The 21,623-nt window shown below is 66.3% G+C and carries 22 protein-coding genes; 10 read left to right on the plus strand and 12 right to left on the minus strand.

The features are described 5' to 3' along the window. The first annotated feature begins 28 nt into the window (after window positions 1–28). Window positions 29–1,360 (plus strand): HAMP domain-containing sensor histidine kinase, encoded by a 1,332-nt coding sequence (locus ACSX1C_RS07495; protein WP_439888909.1) that lies wholly within the window; start codon window positions 29–31, stop codon window positions 1,358–1,360. A 28-nt stretch (window positions 1,361–1,388) separates the two neighbouring features. Here ACSX1C_RS07495 and ACSX1C_RS07500 read toward each other — a convergent pair whose 3' ends face one another. After that, on the minus strand, window positions 1,389–1,949 hold the full coding sequence (locus ACSX1C_RS07500; RefSeq protein ID WP_439888910.1) for a nitroreductase family protein: 561 nt from the start codon (window positions 1,947–1,949) through the stop codon (window positions 1,389–1,391). Between the two features lie 78 nt (window positions 1,950–2,027). Further along, complete coding sequence (locus ACSX1C_RS07505) at window positions 2,028–2,399, minus strand: YkgJ family cysteine cluster protein (RefSeq protein ID WP_439888911.1); 372 nt, start codon at window positions 2,397–2,399, stop codon at window positions 2,028–2,030. 156 nt (window positions 2,400–2,555) lie between these two features. On the opposite strand from ACSX1C_RS07505, the gene ACSX1C_RS07510 reads away from it, so the two are divergent. Next, entirely contained in the window at window positions 2,556–4,010 is a 1,455-nt protein-coding gene (locus tag ACSX1C_RS07510; RefSeq protein WP_439888912.1) for a TrkH family potassium uptake protein, read from the plus strand. A 13-nt stretch (window positions 4,011–4,023) separates the two neighbouring features. On the opposite strand, the gene ACSX1C_RS07515 is transcribed toward ACSX1C_RS07510, so the two are convergent. Beyond that, window positions 4,024–5,025, minus strand: a complete 1,002-nt coding sequence (locus ACSX1C_RS07515; protein ID WP_439888913.1) for an AraC family transcriptional regulator — start codon at window positions 5,023–5,025, stop codon at window positions 4,024–4,026. A gap of 169 nt (window positions 5,026–5,194) precedes the next feature. On the opposite strand from ACSX1C_RS07515, the gene ACSX1C_RS07520 reads away from it, so the two are divergent. Together ACSX1C_RS07520 and ACSX1C_RS07525 are read left to right on the plus strand one after the other, a co-directional pair. Further along, entirely contained in the window at window positions 5,195–5,512 is a 318-nt protein-coding gene (locus tag ACSX1C_RS07520; protein ID WP_439888914.1) for an Mpo1-like protein, read from the plus strand. 190 nt (window positions 5,513–5,702) lie between these two features. Beyond that, complete coding sequence (locus ACSX1C_RS07525) at window positions 5,703–7,085, plus strand: adenylate/guanylate cyclase domain-containing protein (protein ID WP_439888915.1); 1,383 nt, start codon at window positions 5,703–5,705, stop codon at window positions 7,083–7,085. 56 nt (window positions 7,086–7,141) lie between these two features. Here ACSX1C_RS07525 and ACSX1C_RS07530 read toward each other — a convergent pair whose 3' ends face one another. Then, window positions 7,142–8,179 carry a glycosyltransferase family 4 protein gene (locus tag ACSX1C_RS07530; RefSeq protein WP_439888916.1) on the minus strand — a complete coding sequence of 346 codons (1,038 nt, stop codon included), beginning with the start codon at window positions 8,177–8,179 and terminating at the stop codon, window positions 7,142–7,144. After that, window positions 8,176–8,991 (minus strand): UDP-2,3-diacylglucosamine diphosphatase, encoded by an 816-nt coding sequence (locus ACSX1C_RS07535; RefSeq protein ID WP_439888917.1) that lies wholly within the window; start codon window positions 8,989–8,991, stop codon window positions 8,176–8,178. The genes ACSX1C_RS07530 and ACSX1C_RS07535 overlap by 4 nt, the downstream gene beginning before the upstream one ends. Before the next feature lie 136 nt (window positions 8,992–9,127). Between ACSX1C_RS07535 and ACSX1C_RS07540 the strand changes: the two genes are divergently transcribed. The 3 genes from ACSX1C_RS07540 to ACSX1C_RS07550 all read left to right on the plus strand — a co-directional run bounded on the left by ACSX1C_RS07540 (window position 9,128) and on the right by ACSX1C_RS07550 (window position 11,146). Further along, on the plus strand, window positions 9,128–9,880 hold the full coding sequence (locus ACSX1C_RS07540) for an AraC family transcriptional regulator (RefSeq protein WP_439888918.1): 753 nt from the start codon (window positions 9,128–9,130) through the stop codon (window positions 9,878–9,880). Window positions 9,881–9,962: 82 nt separating this feature from the next. Beyond that, the gene (locus ACSX1C_RS07545; protein WP_439888919.1) at window positions 9,963–10,298 is read left to right on the plus strand and encodes a tRNA-binding protein; all 336 of its coding nucleotides are present in this window, start codon (window positions 9,963–9,965) and stop codon (window positions 10,296–10,298) included. Further along, the gene (locus ACSX1C_RS07550) at window positions 10,295–11,146 is read left to right on the plus strand and encodes a DMT family transporter (protein ID WP_439888920.1); all 852 of its coding nucleotides are present in this window, start codon (window positions 10,295–10,297) and stop codon (window positions 11,144–11,146) included. Before ACSX1C_RS07545 ends, ACSX1C_RS07550 begins: the two co-directional genes overlap by 4 nt. On the opposite strand, the gene ACSX1C_RS07555 is transcribed toward ACSX1C_RS07550, so the two are convergent. The 6 genes from ACSX1C_RS07555 to recQ all read right to left on the minus strand — a co-directional run bounded on the left by ACSX1C_RS07555 (window position 11,147) and on the right by recQ (window position 19,123). Continuing rightward, complete coding sequence (locus ACSX1C_RS07555) at window positions 11,147–11,440, minus strand: SelT/SelW/SelH family protein (RefSeq protein ID WP_439888921.1); 294 nt, start codon at window positions 11,438–11,440, stop codon at window positions 11,147–11,149. A gap of 125 nt (window positions 11,441–11,565) precedes the next feature. Beyond that, window positions 11,566–13,668, minus strand: a complete 2,103-nt coding sequence (locus tag ACSX1C_RS07560; protein WP_439888922.1) for a FimV/HubP family polar landmark protein — start codon at window positions 13,666–13,668, stop codon at window positions 11,566–11,568. 235 nt (window positions 13,669–13,903) lie between these two features. Next, complete coding sequence (locus tag ACSX1C_RS07565) at window positions 13,904–15,331, minus strand: DHA2 family efflux MFS transporter permease subunit (protein WP_439888923.1); 1,428 nt, start codon at window positions 15,329–15,331, stop codon at window positions 13,904–13,906. Then, entirely contained in the window at window positions 15,331–15,765 is a 435-nt protein-coding gene (locus ACSX1C_RS07570) for a MarR family transcriptional regulator (RefSeq protein ID WP_439888924.1), read from the minus strand. The genes ACSX1C_RS07565 and ACSX1C_RS07570 overlap by 1 nt, the downstream gene beginning before the upstream one ends. 85 nt (window positions 15,766–15,850) lie before the next feature. After that, on the minus strand, window positions 15,851–16,867 hold the full coding sequence (locus tag ACSX1C_RS07575) for a DUF2804 domain-containing protein (RefSeq protein WP_439888925.1): 1,017 nt from the start codon (window positions 16,865–16,867) through the stop codon (window positions 15,851–15,853). A 126-nt stretch (window positions 16,868–16,993) separates the two neighbouring features. Beyond that, on the minus strand, window positions 16,994–19,123 hold the full coding sequence (gene recQ, locus ACSX1C_RS07580; RefSeq protein ID WP_439888926.1) for a DNA helicase RecQ: 2,130 nt from the start codon (window positions 19,121–19,123) through the stop codon (window positions 16,994–16,996). A 306-nt stretch (window positions 19,124–19,429) separates the two neighbouring features. Between recQ and ACSX1C_RS07585 the strand changes: the two genes are divergently transcribed. From ACSX1C_RS07585 to lapG, 3 genes are all read left to right on the plus strand, one after another. Further along, window positions 19,430–20,017: a UPF0149 family protein gene (locus tag ACSX1C_RS07585; RefSeq protein WP_439888927.1), complete on the plus strand. Its 588-nt coding sequence runs from the start codon at window positions 19,430–19,432 to the stop codon at window positions 20,015–20,017. A gap of 11 nt (window positions 20,018–20,028) precedes the next feature. After that, complete coding sequence (locus tag ACSX1C_RS07590) at window positions 20,029–20,430, plus strand: YbaN family protein (RefSeq protein ID WP_318645897.1); 402 nt, start codon at window positions 20,029–20,031, stop codon at window positions 20,428–20,430. A 104-nt stretch (window positions 20,431–20,534) separates the two neighbouring features. Next, window positions 20,535–21,227, plus strand: a complete 693-nt coding sequence (lapG, locus tag ACSX1C_RS07595; RefSeq protein WP_439888928.1) for a cysteine protease LapG — start codon at window positions 20,535–20,537, stop codon at window positions 21,225–21,227. 54 nt (window positions 21,228–21,281) lie between these two features. Here lapG and ACSX1C_RS07600 read toward each other — a convergent pair whose 3' ends face one another. Continuing rightward, the gene (locus ACSX1C_RS07600) at window positions 21,282–21,620 is read right to left on the minus strand and encodes a tryptophan synthase subunit beta (protein WP_439888929.1); all 339 of its coding nucleotides are present in this window, start codon (window positions 21,618–21,620) and stop codon (window positions 21,282–21,284) included. Window positions 21,621–21,623: the final 3 nt, after the last annotated feature.

The raw sequence follows: 21,623 nt of genomic DNA on the forward strand, positions 1-21,623 counted from the left end.
GGGGCTGTCACTTGATCGAGGAGTCATCGTGCGCTCATTGTTCTGGCGGATCTTCGCCAGTTTCTGGTTGGCCGCCGCCCTGGTGGCCGGCCTGTCCATGCTCCTGGGCCGTGCACTGAATCAGGATGCCTGGATTCTCAGCCAGCACCCGGCCCTGGACGGCCTGGCCGAGACCTGGACCCGGCACTACGAACAGCAAGGCGCCGACGCCGCCCAGGCGTTTCTGGAACAACGGCGCAAAGCCTTCCGCGTTCACGTCCAGGTGCTCGGCGACAACGGCCAGCCTCTGGTCAAAGGCACCTTCCCACGCCGTGCCGCGGCCCTGGAGGCACGCCAGGCGCATGACCGACGCCTGCCCTGGCGCCGCCTGAGCGCCGAGTACAGCAGCCCCCGGAGCGGCGAAAGCTACCTGTTCATCTACCGCATTCCCCACCCGGAGCTGCTCGCCTGGCACCGCGGCAGCCTGCTCTGGCCACTCAGCGCACTGGGCATCGCCCTGGTGGTGCTGACCCTCACCAGCCTGTTGCTGACCCTGTCGATCACCCGCCCTCTGAATCGCCTGCGCGGGGCGGTGCATGACCTGGGACAAACCGCCTATCAGCAAAACAGCCTGGCCCGCCTGGCCCGCCGCCACGACGAGCTGGGCGTGCTGGCCCGCGATTTCAACCGCATGGGCGCACGCCTGCAGGGGCTGATCGGCAGCCAACGGCAACTGCTGCGCGACGTCTCCCACGAACTGCGCTCGCCCCTGGCTCGCCTGCGCGTCGCCCTGGCCCTGGCCGAACGCGCGCAACCCGCAGAGCGGGAGAAGCTCTGGCCACGCCTGGCCCAGGACTGCGACCGCCTGGAGGCCCTGATCGACGAGATACTGGCCCTCGCCCGCCTCGACGCCGACCCCGGTCCCGCCCAGCCGATCGACCTGGGCGCCCTGCTGCGCAAGCTGGAGGAAGACGCGCGGCTCAGCGCCCCGCAACAACGAATCAGCGTCCGAGTAGCGACCGACGCCCAGCTGCGCGGCTGGCCGGACATGCTCGAACGCGCGGTCGACAACCTGCTGCGCAACGCCCTGCGCTTCAACCCGGCCGGGCAGCCGATCGAACTCAGCGCGACACAGGAAGCAGGCGAACTGTGCATCACCGTACGCGACAAGGGACCGGGGGTCGCCGTCGAACACCTGAGACAGCTGGGCGAGCCCTTCTACCGCGCCCCCGGCCAGAGCGCACCGGGGCACGGCCTGGGCCTGGCCATCGCCCGCCGTGCCGCCGAGCGGCATGGCGGGCGGCTGCTGCTGGAGAACCGCCCGGCAGGCGGCTTCAGCGCCAGCCTGCGGCTGCCACCGAACGCCGCGGCCGGCGCCTAGTGGCGCGCAGGCCCGGCGCAGGCGTGGATCAAGCCGGCCAGGCGCTGACGAAGTCCGCCACCTGCACCGCTGCCGGCGTGCGCAGCTCGCGCTCCGGGGTGCCCATGTAGAGGAAGCCGACGATTTGCTCATCGGCACTCAGCCCAAGGCCTGCGGCGACCCTGGGGTCATAGGCCATCTCGCCGGTGCGCCAGACCGCGCCGATGCCCTGGACATGGGCGGCGAGCAGGATGGCGTGGGCCGCGCAACCGGCGGCGATCACCTGCTCCTGGGGCGGCACCTTGGGGTGCTCCTGCAGCCGTGCGATCACCACCACCAGCAAGGGGGCACGCAGCGGCATGGCCCGCGCCTTGGCCAGGGCCTCCTCGCCGGCATCGGCGCTGCGCGCCAGCAGCGCCTGGGCAAACAGTTCACCCAGCTGCTCGCGCGCGTCGCCCTCGACGGTCAGAAAGCGCCAGGGCCGCAGCAGGGCATGATCCGGCGCCCGCAGCGCGGCGCGGAACAACAGCTCACGCTGGGCCGCGTCGGGTCCGGGCGCCCGCAAACGCGGCGCGGAAACACGGTTAAGCAGGGCATCGAGCGCATCCATCGGCCACCTCCAGAAGAAAAGAAGCGGCAATTCTAGAGGCACGGCCCCGCCCGTTGGGGAAAAACTGCGGGCTGACGCTTAGGCCACGCGCTCCGGCGACACACTCGGCTGCAGCGGCGGAGTCAGCGGCGGCAGACCATGGGCGCGGCGGGCATCGTCGCAGCGCGGGTTGTGTTCGCCGTTGGCCCAGGATGCCTCGAACTCGCGGCAGGGGCTGGAGCGCTGCTCGTACAGGGTGCAGCGCACGCCCTGGCCGACATCGCCGAGCAGGGCGACGCAGCGCGCCGGCTTGGCCTCGGTGCCGCGCATGGCGACCCGGTGCGGGGTGACCTGGATTACCTGCTCATCCGGCACCAAACCGCCGGCCGACTGGCACTCACCCCAGAAGAAAGACACACGAAAATGCGCGCAGCAGGCGCCGCACGTAAGGCAAGGATTAGCATTCGACATGATTTTAGAGGGCTCAGAAACCGGCAAGGGCCGGCACCTGGCGCGCTATTCTATGCAGCGCCGAGCACTTGTAAAGCGCGGCATGCTGGCGGCTGTATTGCGCTCACGACAGGGGTAGAATGGCGCCCTTTGACGTCACCAGCCCGAGCCCATTTCATGGCCTTGCCGACCCTACGAGTCATCGCGTTCATCAACGGCATCTTTCTGATCACCCTGGCCATCAGCATGGTCGTGCCGATGCTCACCCTGCTGGTCTTCGAGCGCGCCCACGAGCTCAACGCCTTTCTCTGGTCGAGCCTGATCACCTTCGTCGCCGGCCTGGCCATGGTCGCCCAGGGCCGCCCGAAAGATACCCAGCTGCGCCCGCGCGACATGTACATGCTGACCGTGTCGAGCTGGCTGCTGGTCTGCGTGTTCGCCGCCATTCCCTTCATGTTCACCCAGCACATCAGCTACACCGACGCCTTCTTCGAGAGCATGTCCGGCATTACCACCACGGGCGCCACCGTGCTCAGCGGACTGGACAGCATGTCGCCGGGCATCCTGATCTGGCGCTCGCTGCTGCAGTGGCTCGGCGGCATCGGCTTCATCGCCATGGCCGTGGCGATCCTGCCGATGCTGCGCATCGGCGGTATGCGCCTGTTCCAGACCGAGTCCTCGGATCGCTCGGAAAAAGTCATGCCGCGCTCGCACATGGTCGCCAAATACATGATCGCCGCCTATCTCGGCCTGAGCCTACTCAGCGCTCTCGCCTTCTGGCTGGCCGGCATGGGCCTGTTCGACGCGATCAACCACGCCATGTCCGCCATCGCCACCGGCGGCTTCTCCACCTCCGACCGCTCCCTGGGCAACTGGAGCCAGCCGGCGGTGCATTGGGTGGCGGTGGTGGTGATGATCCTCGGCAGCCTGCCGTTCGCACTGTACGTCTCGACCCTGCGCGGCCACTACCGTGCCCTGCTCAGGGACCAGCAGGTGCAGGGCTTTCTTTCCATCCTACTGTTCACCTGGCTCGCCCTCGGCACCTGGTACTGCCTGACCAGCGAGCTGCATTGGCTGGAGGCCGTCCGCCATGTGGCGGTCAACAGCACCTCGATCATGACCACCAGCGGCTTCGCCGTGGGCGATTACACCCTGTGGGGCGGCTTCGCCGGCATGCTGTTCTTCTATCTGGGCTTCATCGGCGGCTGCTCCGGTTCCACCGCCGGCGGCCTGAAGATCTTCCGCTTCCAGGTCGCCTACGTACTGCTCAAGGCCAACCTGCAGCAGCTGGTGCACCCGCGCGCGGTGATCAAGCAGCAATACAACATGCACCGCCTGGACGAGGACATCGTCCGCTCGATCCTGACCTTCTCCTTCTTCTTCACCATCACCATCGCCGCCCTGGCCCTGGCCCTGACCCTCTGCGACCTGGACTGGATCACCGCGCTGAGCGGCGCCGCCAGCGCCGTCTCCGGCGTGGGCCCGGGCATGGGGCCGATCATCGGCCCGTCCGGCAACTACGCCCCGTTACCGGACATCGCCAAATGGCTGCTGACCCTGGGCATGCTGCTCGGTCGCCTGGAGATCCTCACCGTGCTGGTGCTGCTGATGCCGTCTTTCTGGCGCCACTGACGCCCCCAGAGGATTAGAGACGGGCGCGGTATTCGCCGGGGGTGCGAGCGAACCAACGACGGAAGGCGCGAAAGAAGTTGCTCGGGTCGGCGAACCCCAGCAAATAGGCAATCTCCAGCAGGGTCAGGTTGGGCTGGCCGAGGTACTGCTCGGCCAGTTCGCGGCGAGTGTCGTCGAGCAGCTGCTGGAAGCTGGTGCCCTCCTCCTGCAAGCGCCGCTGCAGGGTGCGCTGCGACAGGTGCAGCGCCTGGGCCACCGCCTCACGCTTGGGCTCGCCCTGGGGTAGTTGGCGACACAGTACCTGACGGGCCAGATGGGTCACCCGGCTCTCCGAAAAACGCGCCAGGTATTCACCGGCAAACCTGTCGTGCAACTGCGCCAGCGCTTCGTTGGCAGTCGGCAGTGGCGTGTCCAGATCCGCCCGCTCGAACAGCAGGGCGTAGTGCGCCGCATTGAACCTAAGCGGAGCCTGGAACACCTGTTCGAACGGCTGCAGGTCGGCCGGCGGATCGCCCTGGAACAGGATCTGCTGCGGGCGCAGCGGCTTGCCGGTCATCCAGCGGCAGAACGCCAGGGCATAGGCCAGCGAGGCTTCGGCACTCTGACGCGCCGGCGGCAGGCGATCACCATGGATCGCCAGCACCAGCTCGTAGCCCCGGGGGGTCGGACGAAAGCTCAGGTCGGCGCCCTCGGCGATGATCCGCTGGTAGCGCACCAGGCGCGTCAGCCCCTCCTTCAGTGTGCGGCTGGACATCAGCGCATAGCCGACCACGTGAAACGACGCGGGACGTACCACCTTGGCCATGTTCAAGCCGATCGCCGGATTACCCGACAGCTCGACCGCACGCTGCCACAATCGGGTCATGCCGTCTTGCGCGAAGCGGGCGTCGGGGTCCTGCAGGGCGGCATAGTCCAACCCCAGCTCAAGAAAGAGTGTCCGGCAGTCGACACCGCCCATTTCCAGCGCCTGGACGATGCCCAGGGCCCAGCTCGACGAGGTAGTGCGTTCGCTCATGGCGTTTTTCTTATTAGGCTGTGGATGACACTCCCAACGGGCCGGCGACGCAAGGGTACTAAACTGGCACTCAATGTCACTGGCCCGGCCCGAAGGCCGGCTTAGACTGCAGAAAAGCCCCGCCGGCTTCAATGGCCGGTGCGGCCAAAGCATCGACAGGAGGCAAGCCATGACCCGCCAGACCCAACAGCGATACCGCAGCTTCGCCGAGTTCTACCCCTATTACCTGCAGGAGCACAGCAACTCTGTCTGCCGCCGCCTGCACTATGCCGGCAGCCTGTTGGTATTGGGCATCCTCGGTTATGCCCTGGCCACCCAGCAGTGGCTATGGCTGCTTGCCCTGCCCTTTGCCGGCTACGGCTTCGCCTGGATCGGCCATTTCGTCTTCGAGAAGAACCGCCCGGCGACGTTCCAGTACCCGCTGTACAGTTTCATCGGCGACTGGGTCATGCTCAAGGATGCCTTTACCGGACGCATCAGGTTTTAAGGAGACTCAGCCAGACCGCCGTCCCTGCGACCGCCCGCCACCCGCAGCCCACCGCTGAGCCATGATGCTTGGCTATCGCCGCGAGCCTTGGTTATGATCCCAACCTTGTCCCAAGCTTGGCCCAGAGCTTGCAGACCCTCCAGGCGTCCAGCAGAGGCGTCAGAAAATCAGCAGGGATCGTCTCCACCCAATGAATGCCACCACTCGGCCCCATGCATTGCCGGCGCCGCCGCTGCGCGAGTACTACTCCCGCGTGCTGGCCTATATCGCAGTAGCCGCCAGCATTGCCGCCGGCACTCATGCCCAGCATTTCGCCTACAGCATTCTGTGGATGGTGCCCTACGCCCTGCTCTATCCGCACCTGGCTCATCACCTGAGCCTGCGCTTCAAGCGCAACCACCCACAGCGTACGACCCTGACTCTGCTGTTTGTCGACGCCCTGCACTGCGGCGCCGCACTCGCCTTGCTGGGGTTCTCGGTTGTGCCCAGCCTGATGTGCCTGCTGACCCTCGCCTTCAGCTCCCTGGTTATTGGCGGTTTGCGCCATATGGGCCTGGCCCTGCTGGTCGCGCTCAGCGGAACCCTGCTCAGCTGTGCGCTGATCGACCTGCAAATCAACCCCCAATCACCGGCCCTGGTCTCCCTGGTCAGCATCGTCTTCACCACCCTGTACATCTGCATCACCGCCTATTTCGTGCACCAGCAGGGCCTGCGCCTGGCCCAGGTGCGCAGCGAAATCAAGCGCGAGCAGGAAAAGGCCGCGCGCCTGGCGCGCAACCTGGCCAAATACCTGTCGCCCCAGGTGTGGGAGTCGATCTTCAGCGGCAAGAAGAGCGTGCGTCTGGAGACCCAGCGCAAGAAGCTCACGGTGTTCTTCTCCGACATCAAGGGCTTCACCGAGCTGTCCGAGGAGCTGGAAGCCGAGGCCCTGACCGACCTGCTCAACAGCTACCTCAACGAGATGTCGAAGATCTGCCTGAAATATGGCGGCACCATCGACAAGTTCATCGGCGATAGCGTCATGGTGTTCTTCGGCGACCCGTCCAGCAAGGGCGCCAAGAAGGACGCGGTGGCGGCGGTGTCGATGGCCATCGCCATGCGCAAGCACATGAAGGTGCTGCGTCAGCAATGGCGCAGCCAGGGCATCACCAAACCCCTGGAGATCCGCATGGGCCTGAACACCGGCTATTGCACGGTCGGCAACTTCGGCGCCGACACCCGCATGGACTACACCATCATCGGTCGCGACGTGAACCTGGCCAGCCGCCTGGAGAGCGCCGCCGAAGCCGGCGAGATCCTCATCTCCCACGAGACCTATTCCCTGGTCAAGGACCTGATCATGTGCCGCGACAAGGGCCAGATCGGCGTCAAGGGCTTCACCCGCCCCGTGCAGATCTATCAGGTGGTGGATTTCCGCCGCGACCTGGGCGCCACCTCCAGCTACGTCGAGCATGAGCTGCCCGGTTTCTCCATGTACCTGGACACCAACGGCATCCAGAACTTCGACAAGGAACGGGTCATCCAGGCCCTGCACCAGGCCGCGGAGAAGCTCCGCGACAAAGTGATCATGTGAGCATGCGGGGCCGCCGGAAGGCGGCCTCGTCATCAGAGGCCGGGAGACTCACGCCCCTAGGGCCTGGTCGCAACGGCCGCTAGATCGAGGCATGGCTCGCCGTCGAGCAGCCGCTGTTGCGCCAGAAACTCCAGGGCCGAGGCCCGCCAGGACTGACGCGCCGCCAGCTCGGCACACCGCGCGCGATCCAACTCCAGCGCAGCCAGGCAGGCCTCGCGCAAGTCCTCGGCCATCACCCCGTTGACGCCCTGCTCCAAGACATCCAGCGGCCCCGGGACCGGAAAGGCAGCCACCGGCGTGCCGCATGCCAGCGCCTCGAGCATTACCAGACCGTAGGTGTCGGTACGCGAAGGAAACACCAGCACGCTGGCCTGGCGATAGGCCTCGGCCAGGGCCTCCCCATGCCGGTAGCCGAGAAACCTCACCCGCGGAAAGCGGGCCTGCAGCTCCTCGCGCTGCGGACCATCACCCACCACCTGCAGCTCCCCCGGCAGGTCGAGAGCAAGGAAGGCCTGCAGGTTTTTCTCCGCGGCGATGCGCCCGACACAGAGAAATACCGGCTGCACGGGACCAGCCCCCCGCTCCCCGGGATGAAACAGCCGCGTGTCGACCCCCTTGCGCCACAACACCAGACGCCTGATTCGCCACTCCGCCAGCTCGCCCCGCAATCGCTCGGTACTCACCAGCACCGCCTGGCTCGGCCGATGGAACCAGCGCAGATAGGCATAGCCCCAGCTCAGCGGCAGCCAGGACCAGCGGGTGTTGAGATACTCCGGAAAGCGCGTGTGGACAGCGCTGGAGAACGCCAGCCGGCGCTTGCGCAGCCAGCGCCGCGCGGCCCAGCCCAGAGGGCCTTCGGTGGCGAGATGAACGCAATCCGGACGAAACTCGCGAATCGCCGGCCCGACTCGCCAGAGATCCCACACCAGGGGAATCTCCGGGTAGGTCGGGCAGGGCCGCGAACGAAAATCCGAGGGCGACAGCAGCTTGACCTGATGGCCCAAGCCACGCAGCTCGGCGACCAGAGCCTGCAGGCTGGTGACCACGCCGTTGACCTGCGGCGACCAGGCGTCGGAGACGATCAGTATCCTCATGCCAGCGGCTCGGCGAGGGCCGGCTGTTCCGCCTCCAGCTGCCCCTGCTCCTCGGCGAGCCGGTAGAGCAGAATGCTGCCATCCAGCTGCTCGATCAGCGCCGTGCAGGACTCGACCCAGTCGCCGCAGTTCATGTATTCGACGCCGCCCACCCTGCGGATCTCGGCGTGATGGATATGGCCGCAGACCACCCCATTGAAGCCGCGCTTGACGCACTCGTGAGCGATGGCCTCCTCGAAGTCGCTGATGAAGTTCACCGCGCTCTTGACCTTGTGCTTGAGGTAGGCCGACAGCGACCAGTAACCGTAGCCATAGCGCTGGCGCCAGTGATTGAGCCAACGGTTGAGGGTCAGGGTGAACTCGTAGGCCGAGTCGCCGAGGAAGGCCAGCCAGCGGTGGTAGCGGGTGATCACGTCGAACTGGTCGCCATGGATCACCAGCAGCCGGCGGCCGTCGGCAGTGAGGTGCTCGGCCTCGTCGACCAGCTGGATGTTGCCCAGCACCAGGCTGGAATAGCGGCGCAGGAACTCGTCGTGGTTGCCGGTAACATAGATCACCTCGGTGCCGCGCTTGCTCATGGTCAGCAGACGGCGGATCACGTTGCTGTGCGCCTGGGGCCAGTAGATGCCGCCGCGCAGCTTCCAGCCGTCGATGATGTCGCCGACCAGATAGACCCGGTCCGCCTGGTAGCGCTTGAGAAAGGCGGCCAGATGCTCGGCCTGGCAGTCCCGGGTGCCCAGGTGGACATCGGAGATCCACAGGGTGCGGACACGTTGCTTACGACTCGGCTTCACCAGCTGTGCGCTGCTCATGGGCGGCCTCCGCCAGGGTTTCGACGAGCATGGCCGACAGGGGTGAAGCCCTTATGACCGCTAGACTTCAATCGGATGACTGCGCCATTGGTCGGCCACAGGGAGTAGACTGACGGCCTTGCTCGAGGAACCGACCATGCCTTCGCTGCTTTCCCTGCGCCACTACAGCCACGAGCTGCTCAGCCATAGCCACGGCCATGCCCAGCTGGTGTTCGGCCTGAGCGGTCAGCTGGACTTCGAAGTGGCGGGCCGCGCCAGCCAGGTGATCCGTCAGACCCTGGCGGTGGTGCCCGCCGATGCCCGACACGCCTGCGGCAGCCGAAACGGCAGCCAATGCCTGGTGCTCGATGTGCCCTCGCAGCACTGGCTGCAGCAGCGCCTGGGCGGCCACGCCGACGCCAGCCTGCACCTGCTCGACCGCCCCGGCGCGCTGCAGCTCAGCCCGGCGCAGGGCCAACTGGTCAGCTGGCTCGCGGCCAGCCCGATCAACGACCCGGTCATCGCCGAGCAGGGCGCCGCCCTGCTCCTGGCCAGCCTGGCGGCCGAGACCCAGCCCCTGGGGGAGAGCCGCCGCCTGCCCCTGGCCGCCCTCGACGCCCATATCGACCGGCACGCCGCCCACCCCCTGCAAGTCGGCGACCTGGCTCGGCTGGCGGGCCTGTCCACCGCGCGCTTTCATGCCCGCTTCCTCGACGAAGTCGGGCAGACTCCGATGGAATACGTGCGCGGCCGACGCCTGCAACTCGCCCGCCACCTGCTGCAACACAGCCACCTGAGCGTCGGCGACATCGCCGCGCGGGTCGGCTACAGCTCGCAGAGCGCCTTCACCGCCGCCCTCTCGCGCCAGTTCGGCACCACCCCGCGCGCCCTACGCCGCGCCTGCGAGTGACGCGACAAAGCCCGCGACTCGCGCGACAGACAACGCCCATGACGCCCCCTAGACTGCACCCGAGATCAACAGTGGAGGCGTTATGCAGTCTATCGAATGGGACGATTTCCAGCGGGTCGAGTTGCGCGTCGGCACGGTAGTGTCCGCCGAACCCAATGCCAAGGCGCTGAAACCGGCATACGTGCTGCGCGTCGACCTCGGCGAACTCGGCGTCAAGACCTCCAGCGCCCAGCTGACCGCACACTACGGCTGCGACGAGCTGATCGGCCGGCAGGTGCTGTGCGTGTGCAACTTCGCCCCCAAACGCATCGCCGGGGTTCGCTCGGAAGTGCTGGTGACCGGTGTGTACGATGCCGCCGACAAGGTGGTGCTCGCCGGATTCGACAAACCGCTGCCCAACGGGGCGCGGCTGGCATGAGCGAAGGCAAGGCGCTGCTGGCGATCCACCTGGGCGCCCTGCTGTTCGGCCTCTCGGGGATATTCGGCAAGCTGGCCGACAGCGCCCCGCTGGTCATAGTGGTCGGCCGCGCGCTGTTCGCCGTACTGGCCCTGGCCCTGTTCGCCCAGCTGTTCGGGCAGGCCCGCGGCAAGCGCCCCAGCGGAACCCAACTGGGCCTGTTGGGGCTCGGCGGGCTGTTGCTCGGTGCTCATTGGATGACCTTTTTCCAGGCGGTCAACGTTTCCGGCGTGGCCATCGCCACCCTGGGCTTCGCCAGTTTCCCAGCCTTTACCGTGCTACTGGAGGGCCTGCTGTTCCGCGAGCGCACCCGGCCCAGTGAGTTTCTGATGGTGGGCGTGGTCTGCCTGGGCCTGGTGCTGGTCACGCCGAGTTTCGACCTGAACAGCCAGGGCACTGCCGGGCTGCTCTGGGCCGTGCTATCCGGCCTGCTGTTCGCCCTGCTGTCGCTGCTCAATCGGGCCAGCACCGGTGGCATCGACCCGGTCCGGGCCGCGCTGTGCCAGAACTTCACCGCACTGGCCTGCTTCATGCCCTTCGCCTGGCCGCTGCTAGCAGACCTGAGCCTGCTCGACTGGTTCTGGCTGGCCATGCTCGGGGTGCTCTGCACGGGATTGGCCCACAGCCTGTTCGTCGCCAGCCTGCGGGTGATCAAGGCGCGTAGCGCCGCGGTGATCTTCGCCCTGGAGCCGGTCTATGGCATCGCCTTCGCCTGGTGGCTGTTCCAGGAGGTGCCAACCCCGAGCATGTTCGCCGGCGGCGCGCTAATCATCCTGGCGATCTTCGCCTCGGCGCGTATGGCGCGCTGATCAGGCGTCGCGCGGGCGGTCGCTATGCCCCAGGTCGCGCTGGGGATCGATCTGGTCGCGCACCCGCTGCTTGAGCACCTTGGCCTCGGGAAAACCGCCATCGGCCTTGCGCTCCCAGATCTGCACCGTGTCGCAGGTGATGCGGAACACCCCACCAGTTCCGGGCTCCAGGCTGACCCTGGCCAAGTCATCGGCGAAGGTCGATAGCAGTTCCTGGGCCAGCCAGGCGGCGCGCAGCAACCACTGGCATTGGGTGCAATAGGTGATCACCACTTCCGCTTTGTGACTGGACATGGAACGACTCTGGTTGACGGGACGCGGTCATGATAGCGCCAGCGCGGACCTGACCGGGCAGAAAAAAGCCCGCGCAGATATATCTGAACGGGCGTGTTCGATGAGGCCACTCGGCGCCGATGACGCTAGGCGATCTTGGCCAGCAACTCGCGGGCTTGCTGCTTCTGCACCTCGTCGCCCTCGCTGAGCACCTGATTGAGAATGCCGCAGGCGCTGTCGAGGCTGCCTTGCTCTATATAGGCCAGTGCCAGGTTGAGCTTGGTGAGGTTGTCGCGGTCGCCCTCCAGTTGATCGAGCCCGACCAATAACGAGCCGTCATCCACCGAATCCTGCCGACTGAACTCTTCGGCCACCTCCTCCTGCAACCAGTCCTCGGCACTGGCTTCTTCGACCAGCATGGTCTCGGCAAAGGGACTGCGCACGTCCTGGGAGTCCTTCAGGCCCTTGCCAGGAGCGGCGTCGCCCGCCTCGCCTGGCGCCGCAGACTTCTTGCTGGACGGTGACTCGAAGGCGGTGACCAGATCCCAATCTGCGTCGAGCGACAGGTCGTCCAGATTGAGCTGGAAGTCTTCCTCCGCCGCGATCTCCATCCCCTGCGGCTCCTGGTCCTCGAACACCAGCACCGCATCATCCAGGGGCTCGCTGGCCGGCCGCTCACTCATTTGCGGGTAGCGTGCCTTGAGCTCATCGACACGCGACGAAGAGGAGCCTCCTTCGCGAAAGAGCGCCTCTTCCTGGGCGAAGGCCTGGACATCCCCCAGTTGAGCCAAGACCTCCAGCAACCGGAAGCGGATATCGTTGCGTTCCGGCTGGGCATCGAGTGCCTTGCGCAGGGCATCGGCAGCCGCACCGAAACGACCATAGGCGATGTAGATATTGGCACCTTCCAGTGCATCGGCAGGAGCGGCCTGACGCGCCGGCGCGGCACCCGTCAGCCGGATCTCGGGTTCGACCGCGGCCGCCTTCGGTGGCTGCACGAGCGGTGCCGGCGCTTCCTCCTCGACGGCAGCCATGACCCGAGGCTCGGGCTCGGGCTGCAGGGCCTCGAGTTGGGCCCGCCGTCGGTTGGAGCGCCAGAGCAGCCCCGCCAGGCTCGCCAACACCAGGAGCAAGGCCGCGACTCCGGCCCCGAACCAGTTGCGCCCCTGAATCGCGGCGGGTTCGTCCTGGGCCTGCTCGCTCAGAGCAGGCGCGGTGGACTCCGCGGCCTGACCGGCAGGCGTATCGGCCACCCCCTGGCCCTCACGCAGCCTGGCCTGCAAGGCAGCCAGCTGCTGGTCCTTGCTCTCCATCTGCGCCTGCAGCTGTTGAATCTGCGCCTGCACCTCGGCCAGCTGCTGCTGCAGTTGCAGGTTCTCCGCCGCCTGACCGGCCAGCTCCTGCTCCACGCGCCGCTGCGCCTGAGTGATCAGTTCGACCTGGGGATCGATGGGTTGAGGCGCGGGTGACTCGTTCGAGACGAGCGTCTTGGCGTCGGCTGTTTGCTCCGCCGCTGCGGCGGCAGCCTCGGCCTGCACAGAGGAAACCGCGCTATCCGGCAGCAGCAGCTCGACGCTGGCCAACAACTGGTTGATGTCGCCGCCGGCAAAGGCCTGGGGGTTGAGGGCATGAATATCCGCCATCAAATCCTGTTGCCTTGCCTGACTGCCCTCGGCACGCAAACGTGCGGCGATCTTCCACAGGCTGTCGCCGCGCACGACACGATAGCGCTTGTCCAGAATCGCCGGCGGCTTGGGCCCTGTTGTGCGAGGCGCAGCCGGAGGGGGCGCCACCCTCGCCCGCGCCCCGACCGACGCGGCAGGCGCCGAGGTCAGGGTGCGATAGGCCGAGGAGCCGGGCGGGTCCAGCAACAGGGTGTATTCACGCAGCAGCCGGCCATTGGGACGGGCCACTTCGACGATGAAGTTCAGGTACGGCTCACGCACCGGCTGGTTCGAACGAACCCGGATAATCCCGCTGCCATCGCGCAGCAAGGGAGTGAAGCGCAAGTCATTGAGAAAGTAGAAGCGCTCGACCCCGGAGCGACTGAAGACCTCGGCGGGCGCGAGCCTGACTTTCAGGTCGTCGGCGCTCAGATCGGCAATTTCGAGTAATTCGATATCCGCTTCGAGTGGTTGATTCAACGCCGAGTGCAGCGTGATTTCGCCCAACCCCAAGGCCGGTACCAGGCCTGAATAAAGTGCCGAACTGGATGCCAGGCCAAGCAATAATTGGCGAACCCTAGCCATATGACCCCCCCGGAAACTCCGTTCTTGAATGACTCACCACCTAGCGGCCGGCTATGCACTTCCTGTGAGCGATGAGAAGAAACGGTTTAGCAAAAAAGTGCATTGAGAAAGACGAGCCATGTCGAACTCAACTTGTCAGTGAGTATGGTCACAATATTCGATTTTGCGCAGTTTAGAGGGTAAACCAGGGTTCAGCCTATGGCTCTGGCCCGCAAAGTAGCAAAATCCCATCGACTCAACGACGAGTGACGCCCGCGCCTTGATCGGCGCTCGGACGCACGCCCACAGCGGCCAGCACAGTCAGGACGAACACCGCCGCCATCAGCCAGAAACTCTGCTGGAAGGCCAGAGCCTCGGCCATCCCGTGGCCACCCTCGGCGGCATGACGCCACTCGAGGAAGAAGGTCAGCAGGTTGACGCCGAACGCCCCCCCCAGTTGGCGCACGAAGGTGATGGCCCCGGCCCCCTGGGCCAGCTCCTGCGGGCTGAGGATGTCCAGCGAGCCGGTGCTCAATGCCGGCAACAGCAAGCCTAGGCCCACCCGGCCGACACAGGCCCAGAAGCACAGCAGGACGAACGGGGCTCCGGGTTCGAGCCAGGCCAGCCCGGCTGCCGACAAGGCGAAGATCAGCAGGCCGCTGGCCAGCAGCAACGCCGCCGAGGAGCGGTCGCTCAACCAGCCGCCGGCAAAGGAGGCGGCCCCCATCAGCACCCCGGTCGGCAGCAACAAGGCGCCGGCCAGACCGGCGCTGTAGCCCTGGATGGTCTGTAGATAGAGCGGGATCAGATAGGTCGAGCCGTACAGCCCTACCCCCAGCGTCAGTGCGACCCAGCTGGCGCTGCGAAAGCCCGCATGGCGCCACAGGTCGAGGGGCAGCAGCGGCGTGCCGCTGCGCCGGCTGCGGGCGAAGAAGCCGGCGAGCGCCACGGCCCCGATCACAGCCGGCAGCCATACCCGCGGTGTGTCCCAGGCGAAACGTTGCGCCTCGGCCAAGGCACCGAGGGCGGCGAACAGGGCCACGCACATCAACGCGAAGGCACCGACATCCAGCATGGGCGTGGTTCGCTCCCGCTGGCTGGGCAACAACCACTGCCCCGCCAACAGCGCCAGGACGCACAGGGGCAGCGGCAACCAGAACACCGCCGGCCAGCCGAAGTGATCGACCAGGTAACCGCCGATACTCGGGCCCAGCGTCGGCGCGACCATCACCCCGAGGCCGTAGATACCCAGGGCCATGCCACGCCCGGAGACGGCGAACACGCGGAAGATCAGGACCATAGCCAATGGCTGGACGATGCCCGCGCACAGGCCCTGGACGATGCGCAAGGCGATCAGCTGCCAGGCCGTCTGGGCGACTACGGCCAGCAACGAGGTCAGGATAAAGAGTGCCAGGCCGATCTGCGCGGTACGCCGCGCCCCCCAGCGCGCCTGCGCCCAGGCGGACAACAGCAGGCCGGCGGTCATCGCCGCGAGGAACCCGGTCGACAACCACTGCACCAGGGGCCGGCCAATGGCGAAGTCCGCCATGATCGCCGGCAAGGCCACGTTGATGGTGGTCGAGGCCAGGACCATGGCCATGCTGCCGAGCATCAACACGCCCAGCAACCACTGTGGGTAACGGGCGCCGAATCGAACCTGCAAAGCGTGCAGGTCTTGGGCCATCAGCGCTTTTCCAGGTTAGCCAGAACCCGGGCATGCACTTGCTGGCAGCGCCGCAGCTCCTCCTCGTCGATACCGGCGAAGCATTCCTTGCGCAGCTGGGTGGAGATGGCCTCGATCTGCTCGATCAACGGCTGGGCTTGCGGGCTCAGACTGATCTTCTTGGCCCGGCGGTCTTCGGGAACCGCCTGACGGCTCACCAGTCCTTGCGCCTCCAGGCTGTCGAGCAGGCGTGCCAACGTAGGCCCCTCGACGCCGACGCTCTTGGCCAGCTCGCGCTGGGTCGGCAGTTCGTCGAAACGGGCCAGGTGCAGGAGCACCAGCCAGCGGGCCTGAGAGAGCCCGAGCCCGACCAGTCGGCGGTCCAGCTCTGCGCGCCAGGCGCGGGACAATTGGGCGATCTGCATGGCGAAACGGTGTTGATCGGTGTGCGACATGGGTGAGCGGCTCTTATAATCATAAAAACTAATAATTAGCCAGCTAATCATAACCGCGCACCGAGAGCAAGCTTTCTCGACCGCCTCACCACTTCACATATTGATCCTCGACAAACCCCCACTGCCCGTCGATCACCACCTCAGGTCGTCCAGACGGGCGCAGGACGCCGCTGAACTGGCCGAAGATCTGCTTGAAGTTGCTGGCCAGGATGCCCAGGTTCATCCGCTCCTGGTGCAGGCCGCGGGCGTCGAATCTCAGGGCCACCTGGCCGTCGTGGGAACTGATGTGCCAGGGCTGCAGCGGCTGTTGCCGGTCGAAGGCGAAACGCACCGTGTCGACCTTGAGCAGCTCGCCGTCGAGCCAGTAGCAGTTCTCGGTGAAGCTGGTCTCGTTGACCCCGCACGACAGGTTCAGGCCGACACGCCGTCCCGCCGCCAGGCCGGACAGGCAGGCCCAGTTCCAGTGGGTCTCCGGGCGCATATAACCGGCCGACCAGTCGTGGTGGGCAAAGGCGCCGATGGCGGCCAGGTCGAAGTCGCCCAGGCTGCTCTTGACCTGGCCGGTGCAGCGCACGCCCGCCACCTTCTGCGCGTAGACCCAGCCGTTCACCGCGGTGGGCGTATTGATGCACATGGGCTGGAAGGCCGGCGCAACCTCGGAAAAGCAGGCGTCGATGCGCGTCCCGTCGTCCAGCTCGACCAACAGGCGCTTTTCCCTCGGCTGCGCACGGTTCTCCAGGCGCAGCCAGTTACGCCCGCTGCGCAGCTCGCACAGGCCGTCGTCGGGGCACTGGGAAAAGCGCGTGCCCAGACTCAGCGGCAGCTTGAACTGGCGCTCGATCATGCGGCCGCTGGGCGGATGGAACAGGTAGACGAAGCCTATGCCCGCCAGGCTCAGATTGGCCAGGGCGCAGCCGCCGATCAACTGATCGCTGATCAGGCCGAAATACTGGAACTGATGGAAGCGCCGCCATTTGGCCAGGGCGCCCAGGCGCCGGCCCATCGGCGAGCGGAACACGAAATCGCGGTAGTTGATCAGCCCCGGCGCGGCGGCAAAGATGCCGTAATGGGGTTGGCCATCGGCTTGAATCAGTCGCTCCATCGCAGGACGCCTCTCGGAAAAACCGCACGATGCTAGCACCGGCGATTCGCCTCGAGCACTGACGCCCTGCGCCATCGGCGCGGCAAAATCGGCCAGGCCGTGCGACAGCCCTGACTTAAGCGCCGATCAGACCTCGAACTCCGCCTGCAGCGCGGCGCGCACGCAGTGCAGCACGCCCTCCTCCAGGCGCCCGACGAACAACGGGGCAATCGCCGCCACCGGCGGCAGCTCGCCCTCGCCGTCGAGGAAGGCATCCTGCACCTCGCCGAGCAGGTCCTCGGGCAGGTCCAGGGCCTGCTCCAGGGACAACTGCTGGCGCCCGATGGCCTCGGCCAGCAGGTTGAAGACATTCTTCTCGCTGCACCTGAGTTGGCTGGCAATCTGCGCCGGGGTCATGCCGGCGCGGGCCAGGCTGATCAGCTCGTGGCGCAGGTCGACCACCACCGGCGGCGCGTCCGCGGCGCCGCCGAGCACCTCGAGGAAGGCCTCGCCATAGCGCTCCAGCTTGCGCGCGCCGACGCCGCTGACCCGGGCCATCTCGGCCAGGGTGCCGGGCTGGCTGCGGAGCATTTCCAACAGCGTCGCATCGGGGAAGATCACGTAAGGCGGCACCCCGTGCTCCTCGGCCAGCTTGCGCCGCAAGGCGCGCAGGGCCTCCCACTGCTCGCGCTCCTCGCCTCGAACCAGCTGACTGGCCGCACTGCTGGAGCCCTTGGCGCTGTGCTGGGGCTTGAGGTCGCGGCGCAGCTGCAGACTGACCTCGCCGCGCAGCAACGGTCGGCAGCTGTCGGACAGGCGCAGGCCGCCGTAGCCTTCCAGGTCGACATCGGCCAGGCCGCGGGCCACCAACTGGCGAAACAGCGAGCGCCACTCCCCCTCGGCCAGCGCCTTGCCGACGCCGAATACGCTCAGGTGCTGATGCCCCAAGCTGCGCACCTTGTCGTTGTCGCGGCCGAGCAGCAGGTCGACCAGGTGGCCGACGCCGTAACGCTGGCCGCTGCGATAGATCGCCGACAGGGCCTGGCGCGCCGGCTCGGTGGCGTCCCAGGTCTGCACGTCGTCGCTGCAGGTGTCGCAATGCCCGCACGGCTGCGGCAGTTCCTCGTCGAAATAGGCCAGCAGCGCCTGACGCCGGCAGCGGGTCTCCTCGCACAGGGCCAACATGGCGTCGAGCTTGTGCTGCTCGACGCGCTTGTGGCGCTCGTCGCCCTCGGAGTTGTTGAGCATCTGCTTGAGGAAGATCACGTCCTGCAGGCCATAGGCCATCCAGGCGTCCGCCGGCAGGCCGTCGCGGCCGGCACGACCGGTTTCCTGGTAGTAGGCCTCCAGGGATTTCGGCAGGTCGAGGTGGGCGACGAAGCGCACGTTGGGCTTGTCGATGCCCATGCCGAAGGCGATGGTCGCCACCATGATCAGGCCCTCCTCGTTGAGGAAGCGCTTCTGGTGGTAGGCGCGCAGCTCGTTGCTGAGGCCGGCGTGGTAGGGCAACGCCGGGAAGCCCTGCCCGGAGAGGAAGGCCGCCACCTCTTCGACCTTCTTGCGCGACAGGCAATAGACGATGCCGGCGTCGCCCTTTCGCGCCGCGAGGAAGGCCAGCAGCTGCTTGCGTGGCTGCTCCTTGGGCACGATGCGATAGAAGATGTTGGGCCGGTCGAAGCTCGACAGGAAGCGCTCGGCCTGCTGCAGATGCAGGCGGTTGACGATTTCCTCGCGGGTGCGCATGTCCGCGGTGGCGGTCAGGGCGATGCGCGGCACAGAGGGGAACAGTTCGGCCAGCTGGCCCAGCTGCAGGTATTCGGGGCGGAAGTCGTGCCCCCACTGCGACACGCAGTGGGCCTCGTCGATGGCGAACAGAGCGATCTGCGGCAGGCGCTGCAGGAAGGCCAGCATGCGCGGCTGTACCAGGCGCTCGGGAGCCAGGTAGAGCAGCTTGATCTCACCACGCTCGATACGCGCAGCGATCTCGCGCTGGGCCTCGGCATCCAGGCTCGAATTGAGTGCCACCGCCGCCACGCCCAACTCGTCGAGGGTGGCGACCTGGTCGTCCATCAGGGCGATCAGCGGCGACACCACCACCGCCAGGCCCTCGCGCAGCAGGGCCGGAACCTGAAAGCACAAGGACTTGCCGCCGCCGGTGGGCATCAGCACCAAGGCGTCGCCGCCATTGGCAACGCGCTCGATGATCGCCCCCTGATTTCCCCGGAAGGCATCGTAGCCGAAGATGTCTTTGAGGATGCGCTGGGCCTGTTCGAGCATAGAAACTCCCTATTGGCGGGGCCGGCTCCATCCCTGGAGCGGCCCCGAATCCGCCCACGGCGTGGACGCGGCGCCCTGGCGCCGTGACAAAGCCGCGCATTATACGCCAGTGGCCGGGCACACAGACCCACGCCTATCGGCCTCAGCGCGCGGACCAGCGAACGCTGGCGGCAGCCCGTTCCTGCCGCCCGCCTGCCGGGCCTCATGGGGAAGTTGGCGGATAAAAAAATCTGCCGGGCAGGCGCCGACACAGGGTGATCCGGGCTAAAATTCAGCCTCGTATACTCCTTCAAGGTAGCCCCCACGATGTCCTTCGCCGAGCAACTGTCCCGCCTGCAAGCCTTCCTAGATGCCGATGAGCTGCACGATGAGGCCTTGGACTATGTGGCCGCCCATGGCTACCTCACGGCTCTGTCGATCTGCCCGGAGCCGATTCCGGAGCGCGAATGGATCGACGCACTGTTCGCCGAGCCGCCGCATTATCGCAGCGACGCCGAGCGCGAGGAGATCGAAGCGACCCTGCTGCAACTCAAGGCCCACATCGCCCGTCAGCTGGCCAGCGACGATGATCCGGAGATGCCTTGCGAACTCGACCTGGGCGACGACCCGGACGACTCCGACCTGCGCGGCTGGTGCATCGGCTTCATGGAGGGGGTATTCCTGCGCGAATCGATCTGGTTCGAAGACGCCGAAGACGAGGTCAGCGAACTGCTGCTGCCGATCATGGTCGGTTCGGGCCTGTTCGACGAACAGCCGGAGTTCGCCGAAATCGCCCGTGACCAGGACCTGGTCGACAGCATGGTCGAGCAGATCCCCGAGCTGCTGACTGCGCTGTTCCTGCTGTGTCATGCCCCGGAAGAGAAGCCGGCACTGCTCAAGCCACGCCACCACTAAGCGACCGCGCCATGGCGCACGGCGATATCCGCGAAAGCAACCACCGCAGCGTGCGCTATGCGCTGCTCGCGGTGGGCTGGCTGTGTGTGCTGCTCGGGGTAGTCGGCATCTTCCTGCCGGTGCTGCCGACCACGCCCTTCCTGCTCCTGGCTGCGGCCTGTTTCGTGCGTAGCTCCAAGCGCTTCTACCACTGGCTGGTGTGTCACCCACACCTGGGGCCATGGATTCGTGACTACCTCGAGGGCCAAGGCATCCCGCGCCGCGCCAAGGTCTATGCCCTGACCCTGATGTGGCTGAGCATCGCCTTCTCCTGCTACCTGGTGCCACTACCCTGGGCGCGCGCCTTCATGCTGACCAGCGCGGTGCTGGTCAGCCTGTACATCCTCAAGCAGAAGACCCTGCCCAACCCTTGATCCGCCTCTCCGTTCGGGCGTGACGCATTGCCCGAGCCCGTCAAAAGCAGCGAAGCCTCGCGCCAGCTCCTAGACTAGATCCATCTTCTGCAGAGGCGCGGCACATGCAGCCACGGCAGCGCATTCATGGATGGAACCTGCGTCTGCACAGGCTGTGGATCGGCTTCGGGGTGCTGTGCATTGGACTGAGCGGCGCCCTGGCCAACTGGGACTTCGCCCTCGTTCTGCTGAATGCCGAGAGACGCTATGGCGAGCTCGGCACGGCCAGACAACGGATCGAGGCGTGGGATGCGTTGATCAAAGCCAGCGCCAACCTGCCAGAAAGGGCCCTGCTCGACGAGGTCAATGGCTTCTTCAACCGCCAGCTGCGCTTCGTCGGCGATGACCGCAACTGGCGACAAAAGGACTACTGGGCCACCCCGGTCGAGTCCTTGGTCAAGGGCGCCGGCGACTGCGAGGACTATTCCATCGCCAAGTACTTCACCCTGCGGCGCCTCGGCATTCCCAGCGACAAACTGCGCATCACCTATGTCAAGGCCCTGCGCCAGAACCAGGCGCACATGGTGCTGACCTATTACAGCAGTCCCGCCGCCGATCCCTTGGTGCTGGACAACCTGATCAATGGAATCCAGCCGGCATCGCAACGCAAAGACCTGCTCCCGGTATACGCCTTCAATGCCGAGGGCCTGTATCTGCCGGGCTCACGCATCAGGAAGAGCGACACCAAGAAACTCTCGCGCTGGCAGAACCTGCTGCAGAAGATGCGCGCGGAGGGCTTCGCCATCGGCGATGGCTAACGAGCACGCATGACGCACTGCGCGACTCGACTCTGCCCGGCACGCCCCGAGGCTTCAGTACGGCAGATGCTGCTGCTCGTCCACCAGTTTGCCGAGATCGTCCAGCTGCGCGCGCGCCTGGGCCCGGTGGCTGAGCTTGCTGCGCGCCGCCTCGGGCAGATCGGTGTAGCGGATCAAGCCGCGGCTGACCAACACGCTGACCAGGTCTTCGATTACCCGCACCAATTCCAGATCCGAGTGCTGCAGCGACATCAGGTGTGAATGCAGAGCATGGCTCGCCAACCAACTGCGTATCTCGGGATCGCCGGCCGACGCCTCTCCGGTCATCGCATCGAACGGCTCATGCTCGACCCGCAGTAGCCTTCCGTGCTCGTCGCGCTGTACATAGGCCATGGA

The sequence above is a fragment of the Pseudomonas sp. MBLB4123 genome (assembly GCF_051904775.1).
In the GTDB taxonomy this organism is placed as follows: domain Bacteria; phylum Pseudomonadota; class Gammaproteobacteria; order Pseudomonadales; family Pseudomonadaceae; genus Aquipseudomonas; species Aquipseudomonas benzenivorans_B.